At 41.8% G+C, this 16,057-nt stretch carries 15 protein-coding genes; 8 read left to right on the plus strand and 7 right to left on the minus strand.

Annotated elements, in window-relative coordinates:
* Window positions 1–104: 104 nt before the first annotated feature.
* Window positions 105–743, minus strand: a complete 639-nt coding sequence (locus tag AACV12_RS13520; protein WP_017043238.1) for an NAD(P)-dependent oxidoreductase — start codon at window positions 741–743, stop codon at window positions 105–107.
* A gap of 125 nt (window positions 744–868) precedes the next feature.
* On the opposite strand from AACV12_RS13520, the gene AACV12_RS13525 reads away from it, so the two are divergent.
* The 6 genes from AACV12_RS13525 to makE all read left to right on the plus strand — a co-directional run bounded on the left by AACV12_RS13525 (window position 869) and on the right by makE (window position 6,492).
* Window positions 869–1,756 (plus strand): LysR family transcriptional regulator, encoded by an 888-nt coding sequence (locus AACV12_RS13525; protein ID WP_170900512.1) that lies wholly within the window; start codon window positions 869–871, stop codon window positions 1,754–1,756.
* A 625-nt stretch (window positions 1,757–2,381) separates the two neighbouring features.
* Complete coding sequence (makD, locus tag AACV12_RS13530) at window positions 2,382–2,762, plus strand: alpha-pore-forming tripartite toxin MakABE regulator MakD (protein ID WP_013868237.1); 381 nt, start codon at window positions 2,382–2,384, stop codon at window positions 2,760–2,762.
* Window positions 2,763–2,786: 24 nt separating this feature from the next.
* Window positions 2,787–3,182 (plus strand): alpha-pore-forming tripartite toxin MakABE regulator MakC, encoded by a 396-nt coding sequence (gene makC, locus AACV12_RS13535; RefSeq protein WP_013868236.1) that lies wholly within the window; start codon window positions 2,787–2,789, stop codon window positions 3,180–3,182.
* 11 nt (window positions 3,183–3,193) lie between these two features.
* On the plus strand, window positions 3,194–4,258 hold the full coding sequence (makB, locus tag AACV12_RS13540; protein WP_013868235.1) for an alpha-pore-forming cytotoxin subunit MakB: 1,065 nt from the start codon (window positions 3,194–3,196) through the stop codon (window positions 4,256–4,258).
* A gap of 12 nt (window positions 4,259–4,270) precedes the next feature.
* Window positions 4,271–5,380, plus strand: coding sequence for a cytotoxin MakA (gene makA / locus AACV12_RS13545; protein ID WP_017049338.1), 1,110 nt, complete (start codon window positions 4,271–4,273; stop codon window positions 5,378–5,380).
* A 50-nt stretch (window positions 5,381–5,430) separates the two neighbouring features.
* The gene (makE, locus tag AACV12_RS13550; protein ID WP_019280791.1) at window positions 5,431–6,492 is read left to right on the plus strand and encodes an alpha-pore-forming cytotoxin subunit MakE; all 1,062 of its coding nucleotides are present in this window, start codon (window positions 5,431–5,433) and stop codon (window positions 6,490–6,492) included.
* Window positions 6,493–6,527: 35 nt separating this feature from the next.
* On the opposite strand, the gene AACV12_RS13555 is transcribed toward makE, so the two are convergent.
* The 5 genes from AACV12_RS13555 to AACV12_RS13575 all read right to left on the minus strand — a co-directional run bounded on the left by AACV12_RS13555 (window position 6,528) and on the right by AACV12_RS13575 (window position 10,629).
* Entirely contained in the window at window positions 6,528–7,763 is a 1,236-nt protein-coding gene (locus tag AACV12_RS13555; RefSeq protein ID WP_212754901.1) for an aromatic amino acid transport family protein, read from the minus strand.
* 462 nt (window positions 7,764–8,225) lie between these two features.
* Entirely contained in the window at window positions 8,226–9,089 is an 864-nt protein-coding gene (locus AACV12_RS13560; protein ID WP_088729337.1) for an NAD(P)-dependent oxidoreductase, read from the minus strand.
* Between the two features lie 167 nt (window positions 9,090–9,256).
* Window positions 9,257–9,973 (minus strand): YebC/PmpR family DNA-binding transcriptional regulator, encoded by a 717-nt coding sequence (locus AACV12_RS13565; RefSeq protein ID WP_017044945.1) that lies wholly within the window; start codon window positions 9,971–9,973, stop codon window positions 9,257–9,259.
* Between the two features lie 89 nt (window positions 9,974–10,062).
* Window positions 10,063–10,272 carry a DUF3283 family protein gene (locus AACV12_RS13570; protein ID WP_017046863.1) on the minus strand — a complete coding sequence of 70 codons (210 nt, stop codon included), beginning with the start codon at window positions 10,270–10,272 and terminating at the stop codon, window positions 10,063–10,065.
* Between the two features lie 159 nt (window positions 10,273–10,431).
* Window positions 10,432–10,629 carry a PA3496 family putative envelope integrity protein gene (locus tag AACV12_RS13575; protein WP_017043498.1) on the minus strand — a complete coding sequence of 66 codons (198 nt, stop codon included), beginning with the start codon at window positions 10,627–10,629 and terminating at the stop codon, window positions 10,432–10,434.
* 353 nt (window positions 10,630–10,982) lie between these two features.
* Here AACV12_RS13575 and AACV12_RS13580 point away from each other — a divergent pair, with 353 nt between their 5' ends.
* A complete protein-coding gene (locus AACV12_RS13580; protein WP_170900514.1) occupies window positions 10,983–11,438 on the plus strand; it encodes a transcriptional regulator in 456 nt (151 codons plus the stop codon).
* Window positions 11,439–11,627: 189 nt separating this feature from the next.
* Here AACV12_RS13580 and AACV12_RS13585 read toward each other — a convergent pair whose 3' ends face one another.
* Entirely contained in the window at window positions 11,628–13,604 is a 1,977-nt protein-coding gene (locus tag AACV12_RS13585) for a replication initiator protein RctB domain-containing protein (protein WP_017043500.1), read from the minus strand.
* A 1,229-nt stretch (window positions 13,605–14,833) separates the two neighbouring features.
* Here AACV12_RS13585 and AACV12_RS13590 point away from each other — a divergent pair.
* Window positions 14,834–16,051, plus strand: a complete 1,218-nt coding sequence (locus AACV12_RS13590) for a ParA family protein (protein ID WP_026027506.1) — start codon at window positions 14,834–14,836, stop codon at window positions 16,049–16,051.
* The last annotated feature ends 6 nt before the right edge of the window (window positions 16,052–16,057 follow it).

Genomic DNA, 16,057 nt, shown 5'->3' on the forward strand with positions numbered 1-16,057 from the left:
TAAGCGAAACAAAGAAAAGTAATGCCCATAGAGAGCATTACTTCGTTCACGTTATCAGCAATTTTCGATCATGAGAATAGCCAAATTGATCTATCGGTCTGGTATCAGTAAGCAACACCAATACGTTGACGAGGGTGAGCGGCACTTTCTAACTCATCGATCATCGCGAGGGCATAGTCACTGACTGAGATTTTGCTGTTACCTTCAGCATCAGACAATAGAGCGTCACCGCCCACACGGTAAGCACCTTGTTTCTCACCCGGAAAAATCTCAGCGGCCGGGCTAACAAATGTCCAATTAACCTTGCTTGTACTCGCACGGAAGAGATCCAACGCTTCGCCTTGCGCTAATGCTTCCCCTTTGTACTCTTCAGGGAAACCTTCTACGGTCACCAATTTGATACCGGGAGCGACTTCCAATGAACCCGCACCACCAACCCACAGTAGGCGATCCACACCCACTTGCGGTAGATCTGACAGCAGTTTTTGCGCTGTAGCTGCAACAATATCGTGGTTGCCAGCTGCACGTCCGCCGATAGAAGCGATCACGACATCAACACCAGCTAACGCAGCGCTAATTTTTGACAAAGGCTGTTGTAAGTCAAATAGTTGAACGCTAACACCTTCAGCATCGACTTTACTTGAATCACGCACTAACGCGATCACCTCGTGGCCCCGTGCTTTTGCTTCATTGACAATGTGACTACCAATCCAACCTGATGCGCCTAATACTGCAATTTTCATAATTTATTTCCTCATTCGGTTTCTGTTTCTCGACAACAATTGTAGTCTAGTAGTTAAACGAAGGAGGAAAAACACTCAAAAATGATGTAGATTGTATCAATATTCGTATCTAATAAAGGCCTACCATGGACAGACTAACCGCCATGCGCAGTTTTATCGAAGTGGCAAATACTGCCAGTTTTACCAAAGCCGCAGACAACTTGAGCTTAAGTCGATTACAAGTGTCACGTCATGTCCAAGAAGTTGAGGATTGGTTAAAGCAGAGGTTACTGCACCGCACGACACGCAAAGTCAGCCTAACCACCGCCGGTGAAGAGGCTTTAATCCGTTGCGAACAAATTTTGCACCAAACTGCCGAACTTGAAACACGGGCGTTGGAACAGTCACAACTCTTAAACGGTACCATTCGCATTGCCGCGCCGATAGGCCTTGCTCAAAACATGTTATTGGCCGTTGTTGAAGACTTCACGCAACGACACCCCAATGTGTTAATTGACATTGTCGCTTCAGATCGCCTTTCACAACTGGTCGATGAACGCGTGGATATTGCCCTGCGTTTTACCCAACAGCCGGATGATACGCTCATCGCTCGCCGTTTAATGAGCGTCGGCACCGTCATATGCGCTTCCCCTAGCTATCTCAACCAACACCCTCCTATCAATACACCCAATGACTTAACCCAGCACAACTGCTTTGTGCACATGAGTAATAACAAGTGGGATGTGGTTAAAGACAATGAACAGCTCTCTGTCACCGTGAATGGCAACATCCGCGCTAATGATATGGAAATTTTATGCCGTGCTGCCCTAAATCACAAAGGCATCGTACGGCTACCATGCGATCTTGCAAATGTCTTTATCGCCTCAGGAACACTAGTACGCGTTTTGCCAGAGTTTCACAGCCCAAGCAGCGCACTATGGGCTGTGTATCTTTCTCGTAGCTATCAAACCCCATTGGTTCGCCAATTCATTGATTTCATCGCTCAAAGCTGGAAAAACGATCTCATCGCTTAGCGTTAAGTCATTCTAGCTAATAATTTAATCAATATTATTAGCTAGATTAAACATAGTGTTAATACCAAAAATGAAATTATCTATAATTAATATTGTAGATGACCTCATTTATCTCACAGACATACTATCTACCTATTAAAAAGTTAAGTAAAAATAAAAATATATTTTTACTTACACTAAAACAATCAACAATAAATGTTGATAAGTTACTTAATACTATTAGTAAAAATAACCAGCATTGCTGAAATCATCATTTAACCCTGAAATAAAAATTTCATCAAGTAAATGAGCATTTATTATCCCTTTCAATATCTCACGAAAAAACATGATTAAGCTAGCAAATTAAGCGCTTAATAAATAACAAAAATGAAATTAAACTTAAGATCTATCCATGAATATCATTATAAAATTATTTTATGTACATACTGATATGTACATATTAGTTATGCAACCTTGATTAACTGAAATCACTAACTATATTTATCCACATAAAGATTATAAACATGCAAATATCAACACTAATATCAATAAGATTTAATAGATATAACCAAAAAAACCATTCGAAATGGTTAAATCAGTACAGTGATATTCTGTGGATCCATAAATAAACGTCAGTAGGTATTGAATGAAAAAAATAGAAATACTTATCGTGGTTGATTGTGCCGGAGCATTAGCAACCACGAGCTTAATGGATAACGTTTACTTAATTGATAGTAACCAATGGCTTGGTTCTTGGGATGAAGGAACGTGCCAACTCCACACGGTATCTCAAGATGGTCAGTTTATTTGCTGGCGTAGCTGCGCCATTTCGCCAGATGACGAAGTCAATATAACGGGATTCTCTGGTGACATGATTGATCAAAAAGCTTGCTTACCAAGCCCTGTTAATGACGCGTGGGAAGGCAGAGTTCAGACTCGCGGGGATACTGGGCGTTATCTATATACCATTTCTCTTTCAATAAACGGAATAACAATGAATTTTTCACCTTATCTCGAAGTTCAATAACTCCATCTAAATAAGGAACATTGTATGAAAAAAGTAGAAATACTCATGGTCGTAGATGCAGCAGCAGCGCTGGCAAGTCGAGATCTGCAAAGTAACATTTATCTCATTGATACAAATAAATATATGGGCTCGGGTAATGAAGGCCAAGCTGAGTTAAAAACAGCCTGTAAAGACGGTCAATTATTATGCTGGCGAGTTGTCGCTATTTCACCAGACAATGAAGTTGATATTGTCGAGTTTAATGGGCAAATGATAAATGACAGAGTTTGTATACCCACTAAGCAAGGACTAAGCGGTGATGAATTCTGGGAAGGCCGAGTTGAAGCGCAAGGACAAGCCAGCACACAACAATACAATGCGACCTTGTCTATTGATGGTGCAAGATTAACGTTTGATCCTTTCCTCGTTATTTCACTGTAGAGGGCGAACTCATGTTAAGCCCAAATGTTGATACCGCATTAAATATGCTGACCGACGTATATACTGATTTTTTAGGTATTAGTAACTACGATGCAACGTGCAACTCTCTCTTTATTGGCCATGTAGCAAAAGATCCAAACTGGCTCGTAGAAGTTCGAAGCAGGACTGAGATCTTAAGAGCGGTAATGAATGAGTTTATGCAGCAAAAGCCTAAAATTTTTGCGCAAATTATTACATCGTTTATTAATTATCAGACCACGTTCGATGCCTGCGCACAAAACAGTAAGGCGATAACAAGTACGAAGCAATGGATTGAATGCTTACAATTATTGCAAAAAACGTTAAAGCAAAATATCACGTTAACAAATGAAGCTCAGCAAGTTTTCACGAAATCTTACAGCCAAGCGAAAAATGCAGAGGAGCTGCTCGCATCCAGCATTCAAGATGGCTGGAATGAACTTGCGAGCGAAGAACAAGCAATGGTACGCATTGCAACAGAGATAGGCTCTCTATCGCAATCCATTGCCAGTTTAGGAGCCAATGTCACGGCGGCCCAATTAAGAGCAGGAAAAGCTTACATACAAAGTATGGTCACTATTTCCTACGGTGTCGTAATGGGAGCAACGACGTCTGTGCCATTCCTTTCCTTTGCTGGTGCGCTATTCACGGTTGGTTACAGTGCATACAGCACAATATCGAGCGCGAAAGAGGTACAACAAGATTTAGACAAACTCACTCAATTACAAACACTAGCCAGTGAAGAAGCACAAGCGGCTGCCATTACTAAAGCCATTATTCAAACCCTCAGCAACATGAGCGAAGAATTCCTAAAGATTGATGATAGCTTGCCAGCACTTTCATTGTTATGGCAAGACGAATTAGACAAGGTAAACGAACTGATCAACGCCTTACAAAGCGGTTCAGACCCAGCCCTATTGACTGATTTGCAAACTATCAAGATTGCTTCAGCCTCATGGAAAACCATTTCAGAATTTGTGCAACTCATTAGTTTACCGCCAAACGTTGGAAAACCCGTTTTAGTCAACACACTAAATAACACCATTCAAGAACAGTAAAGGAGATACACAATGTCACAACAAGTTACTCAGTTGAACCCAACACAGCAAACCACTCAATCTGCATTTTTGGCAACCACAGTCATCACAGCGCAGTGCCATGCCATTTTAAACACACAATTTACGCCACCTACGGTAAAACCAGATTGGTTTGATGACCTGAGTAAAAAATTAGACTCAGCCAAATTGGTTGCTAAGCAATGGATTGACGATTTGGGACCACAAGTATCAGCATCGATTCCCTCCAGCGTAATTAATTTTGACGCCACTTTCCAAGCATCAATCGATGCCATTCATGAGTTATATAAAGCGGATCCAACAGCAAGTGGCAAAGACAATACGACGGTTCAGCAAGCTTCACAGATTATGACCGCCCTATCTTCTCAAGTCAGCGGTATCGAAGCCACAGTCAAAGGGATGAATAAGGAACTCTCTGATTGGGGGGTGAAAATGCAAGCAGCACATGATGACTTAGTCAATGGTGCGACCAATATTCAAAAAACAATTATCGATTTACAAACAGATATTGAAAGTATGAATAACGCAATAGACAACAATCGTGCAGCCATTGAGAAACTGAATAAAGATCTAGTCTATGCACAAGTTGCGGTTGGTGTTGGCATCTTTATGCTCGTCGCAGGCGTTGCGCTTACCATCGCAACCGCTGGTACCGCAGCTGTAGTCTCCGGCGGTATCGCAGCCGTTGGCGCGGCATCGATTATTGCTGGTGGTGTTACGTGGGGCGTATTACAAAATCAAATTGATGATGACTACGACAGCATCGCGCAAGAACAAAAGCAAAAAGCTGAAGATCAACAACAGATTATCGCTTTACAGGGGCTTTCCAATGCCAGTAGCGCCGTCGTTTCAGCGATTGAAACATCGACATCAGTATTATCTGATTTTGAAACGACGTGGACTGTCTTTGGTAACGAGTTAGATGATGTAGTAACCAAGCTTAATAATGGTGCATCCATGCAGAGCATTATTATGGAAAAAGTGATGTCTGACGCAGCGAAAAACGAATGGGATGATGCGGTTGAACTTGCTAAACAGCTAGCTAGCGCAAAAATAGCTATCGAAACGAAAGAGTTAGCACCTGCAGTAAAACAAGCAGCTTAAACATTACTAAGGGGGGTTACGCCCCCTTTTATTCTTTTTCGAGGACCATCATGAATCAATCAGCCAGCGAGCAACTTCAAACCGACATTCCTGCATCTATTAGCGCTATGGTGTTACTAAATTCTGCATGCCAAGGCGTTGTTGAAACTTATATTGATCAAGGCAATGCAGAACATTGGTATGCTCAGGTAGAACAAAATTTAAATGCGGTGCAAAAACTGGTACGGCAATGGCGTTTGAGTGGTAATTTATATTTTTCAAATGACATTATGGACAGTGTTCTTTCCATTGCGAATACATTCAAAGATTCTAATGTTCAAATTTTAACGTTATTCAAAGCACTAGAAACCCGTTTTGACACCGCTCAACTAAAGCAGCTAACTTCATTAATCTTAACATTACAAAATCCGATTCAAAGTCTTACATCAAATATAAAACGTTATGATGAGGGATTGAATTCTTGGGCTCGCCAAGTGGAAGATGCTCATAACACATTGCAACAAACTATTGCACAGATCCAGCAAGAAGAAGTTTCCATCCAAGCAGAAATTATCGCCACTAACGCCCAAATTGATCTAATGAAACAGCAGATAGCAGCATTTAAAACCGCCATTGCGAATGCTCAATCGCAGCGTAAGAAAGGGATATTTGAAACGATTTTTGGCGTGGTGCTTGCTCCGTTTACACTGGGAGGTTCTTTGATATTGGCAGGGTTTGGTGTTAGCTCTATTGTAGAAGCACAAAGTGAAATATCTAGCCTGCAAAGCGATATCCAATCATCTTTAAATACCATCAACCACGATCAACAAACGCTCTCTCAAGATCAACAACAAATCGCGTCTCTCAATGCCCTATTGCTAAGTGTCGATCAAGTTAACAACGATTGTGCGGCGATCAGCCGATCCTTAGATACACTACAAACCACAGTGCTCAGTTTATACAATGAAACCAACAACGTCGTTTCTAACCTTACCAAAGCACAAGATTCACAAGCGGTCATTCTGGAGCAAGTTTGGTACCAATCAGCTTACAATGAGTGGCAAGATATTCTGGAGGTAGCATCAACGCTCAATAATGCACAACCTCAAATAACAAAAGCTCAAATCAAGTAATTGATTTGGCTCCAGTGACGGAGCCAATGGCTGATTTAATTGAGCAAGTTATAAAGCAATGCCGATACCGCCAATAACCCTATCGCCATGACAAAGGGTGTACTCATCTGCTGTTGATACTTCGCCAGCGATGGCACTTTGAATACAGCAATCATCGGCATAATAAACAGAATCATAGCGATCACGGGGCCTGAAAACGCTTCCATCATTCCCAGAATGCTGGGGTTGAGTATCGCGACAATCCAAATCGTGACAAACAAAATCGCAATGGTGAGTCGCCCAGCAAGACGCAATGACAGGCCAAAGTTTTTACACAACAGCCCAGTCAGGCTTTCTCGCGCACCAAGGAAATGCCCTAAAAAGGAAGAGGTAATGGCAATAAACGCCACTAAAGGGCCTAGAGTGGCGATGAAGGGATTATCTGTGACATTGGCAAGGTAAGTCAGCACTGAAATATTTTGCACTTTTGCTTCTTGCAATGCTTCTGGTGATAAAGCCAATACGCAAGAAAACACGAACAGCAAGACAAACAGAATTAATACAAGGCTGGTGTAACGCAGAATCTGCTCTGATTTTTTATCCGCTAGCGCGCCATAATGACGACGTTGAACATTGGCAAAACTTGAGATCGCCGCTGCATGGCTAAAAGAAAACACCACGACAGGAATGGCTAGCCACACTGTGTGTAAGAAATCACTCGTTTGCGGCAATGCTAATGACGGCACTGACCAATACGGGATCAAATAGAGCGAGAGAAATAATAAAATAGCCGCCAATGGATAAACCATAACAGCAAAAGCGCGCAACATGATCTTCTCGCCACCCAGCATAATGGCAATTAACGCAAAGACTAAGCCACCAGAAAGCAGCACCCGAGGGGGAGCGACCATCTGCGCTTGATTAACCAAAAAGCTATCAACCGTGTTAGTTAGACCTACACCGTAAATCAGTAAGATTGGGAAAATAGAGAGGAAATACAGCAAAGAGATCAAGCGACCAGCCCTTTGGCCAAAGTGTTCTTCAACAACGTCGGTAAAATCAGCATTAGGACGGCGCGATGAGAGAACAAAACGAGCAAGACCACGATGAGAGAGATAAGTCATCGGAAAAGCGAGTAAGACCATTAACACTAATGGCCAGAAACCACCTAACCCAATGTTGATTGGCAAAAATAGAATGCCAGCCCCAACGGCCGTACCAAATAAACTGAGTAGCCAATAGGTGTCGTGTTTAGTCCAATTGGAAATCTGAACATGACTAAAATGAGCCATTTCCTTAGTGTCTTTCACTGCTTTTTCACTTATATAAAAATAATAATGTCGCGAATCCTACTCCTATTAATCATTATGATCATTTTGAGACCTTGGTCATAATCACTATAATCAAGGGGCTTGGCTTGGATTGAAAACCATGAAAACACCGAATTAACAGCATATTAAACTGGATTCGTGTGACTTTATTGAAACTAAAAACCAAATTTTAAGATTTTTCAGTAAATGTAATTAGTTGACGATTCATCCAGCACAGTCACGCACAGCAAACAAAAATGAAGGACATTTGTCCTCCCTAATCGGTAGGCGATCATGGTTTTATACAATTGTTTTTCGAAAAGAGGCACACAGATAGACACTGTAGGTATGCGGGGCCAGAAGATAAATAGGAATCGATTTATAGGTTTACAGTGTAAATGGCCCTAAATAGGGCCAATTGAGTCTATCTCTGAGCTGTGATATTTATGAATTAACGGCTTTGATAAGGATAGAAGTATCCATTCTTCCCTCACCTTGCTCAGACAAGGCTTGGTAAGCATGATAAGTTTTTTCTGTCATCGGCAATTTTAGATCGTTTCGTTGCGCTTCATCCAAACAAAAGCCCAAGTCTTTGATCATCCAATCAATGGCAAAGCCGTAATCAAACTTACCTATTGACATATTCACAGCGCGGTTTTCCATCTGCCATGAACCTGCGGCTCCATTTTTCAAACAATCAACCAAAACGCCAATATCTAGCCCTGACTTTTCCGCTAAGATCAATCCTTCCGACAGACCATTTAATACGCCAGCAATGCAAATTTGATTGACCATTTTTGCGCGTTGTCCTTGCCCTGCTTTCCCCATCAGCACCGATGACTTGCCATAAGCATGAAATACGGGTTGCAGCTGCTCAAACAGTTCGGCATCTCCACCACACATAATGGTTAGCACACCATTTTCAGCCCCTGCTTGGCCACCAGAAACAGGAGCATCCATAAAGCGAATGCCCGCTTTATGAGCCGCAGACGCCAGCTCTTCGGCTAACAGTGCCGATGTGGTGGTGTGATCAACCAAAATTGCGCCGCGTTTCATCGCCCTTATCGCGCCGCCGTCACTAGTCGTCATGCTACGGACATCATCATCATTGCCAACGCAGGTTAAAACCACATCGGCATCTTGCACGCACTCTGCGACTGTTTGCGCTGCATGCCCATGATGCTGCTGTGCCCACTGCTGCGCTTTAGCTTGAGTGCGGTTGTAGACGCTAACATCAAATCCTGCGTTTTTTAGATGCCCAGCCATAGGGTATCCCATAACCCCTAATCCAATAAAACTGACTTTCATTAACTTCTCCTTTTATTATTACCCAGCAGCCCAAACGGACGAACACACGTAACTGAGTGTGGGCTGTATGTATCCTTGCGTCATTCTCTATGAATAAGACCACGGTTAGCAATGCACAGATAAAAAAAAGCCGAGTCAATCACTCGGCTTCTCATTAATTCGCTCTATTACAGCTCAGCGTTATGGTAAACCTGCTGAACATCATCACAGTCATCTAGCATGTCGAGGAATTTCTGGAATTTCTCCGCCTCTTCGCCCGTGACCGGTGTGTGTGTTTGTGGAACGAACGTGATTTCTTCCACATCGATAGTCAAATCAGGGAACTGATTATTTAGCGATGTTTTCACTTTGAAGAATTCAGTGTTAGGTGCAAATACAGTGATCACACCATCTTCCAGTTCAACATCCGTCACATCGACATCATCCATCATCAGTGCTTCAAGGATAGAATCTTCATCATCCCCTTTGAACTGAAATACCGCTTGGTGATCAAACATGTGTGATACGGTACCTGGAGTACCAATTTTCGCACCCGTTTTAACAAAGCATTGACGCACATCTTGGAACGTACGGTTGCCGTTATCTGTTAAGCAGTCAACGATAACACTTGCGCCGCCAGGGCCAAAACCTTCGTAACGAGCAGGTTGGTAGTCTTCACCACCACCACCACTGGCTTTATCTAGCGCTTTATCAATAACGTGGCCTGGAACTTGGTCTTTCTTCGCTTTTGTGATCAGGTGGCGCAAAGACAAGTTCATGTCTGGGTCCGAACCACCATTTTTCGCACACATGTAAATTTCTTTACCGTATTTGGAATAAACTTTAATTTTTGCGCCTTGAGTTTTCGCCATTGAGGCTTTGCGCACTTCAAAACTTCTTCCCATAGGGATGATCTCTCTAATTCAATTTAACGCGAGGGATTTTAGCAAAAAGTGGGATCATTTCAATTTTCCACTTAGCAAAGACATGAATGCTACGCAACACCCATCACTCTTTTGTATTTGTTCACCGATTGTAAAAACCACTCTTTTTCGGCCTCACTGGCAATTTTAGACTGCTGCTGAGTGATCGCTTCAGGCCCTGCTTTTCCTTGCTTGAGTTTCCAAACAAGAAAGGAAGCTTGTTTATCGAGCTCTACTTTGTTTTTCTCTTCAGCGGCAAGTAAAGATAGGTTGAAGGACATGAGTTAGCCTAGATCGGTAAATACGTGGCACGAAATATAGCATAGGACATAGGAAAATTAAGAGCATAAATGTGCAATTTATCGGTATGAAATCAAGAAAATTGGAAAATATAAAGGGTGGCTATGCGCCACCCTTAGGGGATTAATGGTGAGAACTCGTCAGTGAAGTATGCCTAGCTCCTTCGCTTCTTCAATGGTTAAACCACTTTCTCGAATCTCTCTTAATGCTTCAATACGACGGCGAGCTTCGGCTGATTTAAGGTTTTTAACTGGTTTTTGAGTTTCTACTTCTTCCGTGAAGTCCCACTTATTTGCAATATCAGTCATTTCGTCATGGTCAATAGAATTTATGGACATTGTTACCTCCGAACAAACCACGTAAGGGACATGTAATCTGTAGCAAACGACATTTGATTTGTTAAGCATATTTCGTCCATATTGTGATTTTGGCGATGGTTTAGAAACCTTATTTTTAAAACTATTAATATTACTTTGCCAACCTTGCTAGACGAGGCTAAATTTAAATATTGCATGCATGAATTCAAGCGTTTTAGCGCTCATTTTATTCTGTTGCATACTATCGAAATCCCCTATCCCACGCTCTTTCAATGTGCTGATTTTTAGCACATGGTTCCCCATTTCTGTTTGGCAAATAAGCTTGAAATGCACCAGACTGTAGTTAATGCATTTAAAGTTGTAGGTAAGACGGGATGTGTAAGCTTCACGACTGGTTAACCGAGATCCATCAATGGCATCTGAACAAGCGCTATGATCAGGTGGCTCAATTACAACCTCTGATCCTTAATGCTCCACAAGAGATCTGGGGGCCGGATCTGAGTGATGATCAAAGTAAAGCAATTGCTTGTTGGCTTGATGCTTGCCTGCGCCAATATGAGTACTACAAGCTCATTGACGGTGAGCTTGCCTTCCAATATCTGCAGCTTGCTTACGCTCGTTTTCAGCGTTGTGTCTCGGAGCCGAGTGGTGAACTTGAGTTAAAATCTTGGTGTATAAAACGGATGCAGCAGTTGATGGTACTGAGTTTGGAGCATCTCAACCAACAGCACGTTGATGAGGCCTTATCCCGAAGTTTAATTGATACTCATGTTCGATTTCTTGCATATTACGCGTGGAACGATGATCAAGGTATAAAGCGAGGGTATTAATTGATTGCAGGGATCAACAGATAAAAAAATAGCGAGTTATATAACTCGCTAAAAACATATATGAGCCAATCTATTAATTCATCAGATAGGACAAAAGGTTGTCTATTCGTTTCCTATACTAACGAACCTTCTAAAACAAAATGTCAGCTACATGTCAAGGTTGTGTTGTAAATTGGTTTTAAATACCTTTTAAATACCAATAGCGACTTCATCAAGTGCCCGGAATACGGATTCATCTAAATGCCCCTCGTACACTTGCTTGCACACTTTGCGGCGTACCGCGAGACCCGAGATCAAACGTTCGATCGATAAATGTTTATTCTCGTTTTTCGTGTTATAGAGCTCGATCAATTTACTTAACGTCTCATAAGAGATCGCCTCATTTCCAACCCTCAGCCAATCCAGCTTATCAATCAGCTCTGTACACTCTTCCTTGATGGAGGATGGTGGATGCCCAGTCATTGCTGATAACGCCGTTATACTGCGTTCTAGGGCCTCTGGAGAGGTATATTTAGATAAGGTAATCGTAATTTCATCGGCATTGATCTCTACTAGGTGTTTGCGCTGCTTGACTCTTCGTCCTAGCTTACCCTTTGGAGACGGTGCTTTACGTTGAATCGGTTCAAATTCACCATCAATGATCTCAGAGAGCTCTTCTAATTTTTGCTTAGAAACCATCTCATTGCGCAGTGGGTTAGGCAACGTTGGAGCCATGTTGCGTTTGCCTGCATTGGTGGTACGAGCGCGCGAGTAGCGCAGGACTTCTTCCACATCGCACTTAATGTCGACTTGGTAATCCATCACTTTTTCTTTATCCACCAGTGTGGTGACCGTCAAATGATAGCCCCAAAGATTCACGACAAATAACGAATCGCTGCCCTTTCCTTCCGATAATCGTTTTAGCTCACGGACAAGATCCATCGAAAAACGACGCCATTCGATATTACGGGCCAACTTTTGGTTCAATTCACTCAGTAGCATGCTGTCGGTATGGCGACGCGACATGCGACTGCGAAAATAGGAGTAGAGTTGGAAGACCAACGTATGTTGCTTTAGGATCTCTGGTGGAAACAAGAAAAAGTAATCGCGAGTGAGTAACTCTTCGTAGAATGAAGGCTCCCACACCAAAATGTACAAATTAGGTTTGATCCTAATTTCACCATCAGCCCCTTCCGTTGGCGCTTCTTCAGAAGCGGTGATCGTTCTTGCTAGGAACCGAAAACGATCACTCTTAAATCCTTCTGGCATGTTTTCACTCAGCCAACGGCCGGTTAACTCATGCAGTTGGAAGTCTGTAAATTCAATCCGATCAATACTATCGCGAATAGAATCTCTTGCTGGGCCACTATCTTTTTTACCGCGAAGCGACAAAATGTCAGTAATGTACAATGGGGTTTTATTCGGTGTGTGTTTGGTATTAAGTTGGTAATCTTCTTGGTGATGATCGTGGTATTGCACCGTTAAGGTGAACAGTGCAAACAGTGTCATTAGATCATCCACTGTCATGATATTTTTAGAAGAACGAGTTTCAATGATCGCACGGGTACCAGAAATCGACACCATTGATTTCTGGTAGCTTTTACGAGTTCTCGGTGGAGCTAATGCTTGATCAATGATCCCAGCCCAATTGGTGGGTGAAACCACAAACTGATCCGCTTCGTCTTTCATCGCTGGTGGAATATTTAGCCCATGTTCTGTCAACAAACGCTTATTGACCTGAGTTTGAGCCAGCGCTTTTGAACGCTTGCGTTTTTCTGTCTGTTTTACCGATTCGGTTACCAGACTGGTTGAACCAAGCACAGAGATGAGCTTATTTGGGTTAACAAATTTATGCAGCATTGTCTTGCCAGCTAAACCTTCTTCAAATCTCACCGGGATCTGTTTAAATAAACCAATACTTACTGCAGCACGCAGCCGTTGCTGAATAGCCGCTCTAGTCAATTGGCCATCGGTTGCTTCAATTAACTCTGTTGTTGAGACTAACCCATCTTGGCTGCGGAAACCTCTTAATGAGATCAGGTTAAGAAGTTCAACGATACTTTTGGTAACACCTTTAAAATGTTGGTATTGATCAACCCAATCAACAGCAGTTTCTGAAACTTCAAAAAGATGCCCATCTTTGTGGCTCCTTGGTGCTTTGATCAATATTTTTTCGTCTGCGTTCATTATTAGATCCGTATCACACTAGCCGTAATATCGCTATAGTTCCAATAGAATAAAGAAAAAGAGATCATAAATAAAGAAAAACTTATTGCTTTTAAATAACTGATCTTTTTGATTATTCTGATCTATATTGCTTATATGATCTAATGATCAGGCCTTAATGAGCAGCCTAATTGATTGTTTTATAGGGATAAAAAAAAATCCCCTTCAGAAGCATGATCATAGAAAACTGAAAACATGATCATTGTAGAGAAGAAAGCATGATCAATCACATTCCGAACGATGATCATCAGACGACTGAATCAATGATCAAACACTTTCTTAAAGCATGATCATGGCTCATGCACAACTTATCCACATGATGAGTTGAAGTGATTATTTTATTTGAGCTAGATGAAGAATATGGGCTTGGTTTTTCTTTGGAAAGATGATCAAGGAAGTGCATTAAATGTTCTTTCAAAGTCGATTTTGGCATAAACACGAATTGAAATGACAAATAACTCTTTTAACGGCTTCTATTATAAGGAGTGAGAGTGTGTCGAAAGCATGATCAAGAGCGTATTGAAGAAGGTTTTGTTATTTGGTGTGTTTTAAATTTTACTTGTTATGTACTAGGTATCTTGCTCAGCCCCTACTCCATCTGCAATCACCCGTAATTATGCGCTATTTTTACATGCTTCCGAGCTTAAATCACACTTGATCATTGATCCGATGAAGATCCATTTGTTTTCTGATTATTTGCTGATAAGGAAGGCGCTAATTCCTCTTGATCATTGTTCCTGTGGCGAGGGATCTCTTCGGACGCATGATCATCATGTTAGCCTTGATCATGCGTCCTGTTCCCCTGACTAAAAGGATAAGTTTCCCCTGCCCTGTAGCTCTAGTTATTATTATTCATGTTCTACGATTATTTAATTGATCTGCAGGGGGAACATCATTCCAAATGACACATACCGTAAATTATGCTGCTTCTCTAATCGTTCCGGGTATTTTAAGCTCATTTACAATGTAAATAAGTTACGTTGTAATATTTTTAATGTTCAAATAAATAATGGACTAAGTTGCCCATTATTTAAGGAAAAATGATGACCATAATGAGGTCAATTCATTAAATTCCGATATGTTTTTCTATTTATTGTGATATTAATCTAAAAGTGAATGTTCACCTTTTTGTTGAGTATTAAATTGTTTGCTGTACAATCTGCGTTAGGTACTTATTATGGAATTTGGCAATGAAAAGAGAACAAACCATAGCGAATCTCTACCAGCTCGCCGAGCAAACTCAACAGGTGCAAGCTGACCGAATTGAAATTGTTTTAGAAGAACGTAGTGATGACCATTTCCCAGCGATGTCAAAAGCGCTAATGGAAACTCGTTCAGGCTTAACACGCCGTAAGCTAGATGATGCCATTTCCAAAATGGAACAAGCTGGCCATCAATTTACTAAAAACAATGCAAATCACTATTCAATTTCTTTAGCGGAAGCCCACATGCTCATGGATGCCGCTGGTGTGCCTAAGTTCCACCAAAGGAAAAAGCATGGTGATCATAAGCCTTGGGTCATCAATGTTCAGAACCAAAAGGGGGGGACAGGTAAATCAATGACGGCTGTCCATCTAGCCGCGTGCCTCGCCCTGAATTTGGATCAGCGTTACCGTATCTGCTTGATTGACTTAGATCCACAAGGTTCATTACGGTTATTTCTCAACCCGCAAATAAGTTTATCAGAGCACAGTAATATCTATTCTGCCGTTGATATTATGTTAGACAACGTGCCTGAAGACACTGAAGTGGACAAGGCGTTCTTACATAAGAACGTGATGTTGCCAACCCAATATCCCAATTTAAAAACCATCTCTGCATTTCCTGAAGATGCAATGTTTAACGCAGAAGCGTGGCAGTATCTTTCGCAAAACCAATCGCTTGATATTGTTCGACTGCTGAAAGAGAAACTTATCGATAAGATTGGCGATGATTTTGACATCATTATGATTGATACTGGCCCACACGTTGATCCATTGGTATGGAATGCAATGTATGCTTCCAATGCATTACTGATCCCGTGCGCGGCTAAGCGATTAGATTGGGCGTCAACCGTCAATTTCTTTCAACACCTTCCTACGGTTTATGAAATGTTTCCAGAAGATTGGAAAGGGTTAGAATTTGTACGTTTGATGCCGACGATGTTTGAAGATGATAATAAAAAGCAAGTCTCGGTATTAACGGAAATGAATTACCTGTTGGGTGATCAAGTCATGATGGCGACGATTCCGCGTAGCCGAGCATTTGAAACTTGTGCTGACACCTACAGCACCGTTTTTGATCTCACCACCAGCGATTTTGAAGGTGGTAAAAAGACGCTAGCGACTGCGCAAGACGCTGTGCAAAAAAGTGCACTGGAGCTTGAGCGAGTGCTTCACAGTCATTGGTCATCACTAAATCAGGGGTAAGTAAAA

The sequence above is a fragment of the Vibrio sp. 2-2(8) genome, from assembly GCF_963888495.1.
GTDB lineage: Bacteria > Pseudomonadota > Gammaproteobacteria > Enterobacterales > Vibrionaceae > Vibrio > Vibrio anguillarum.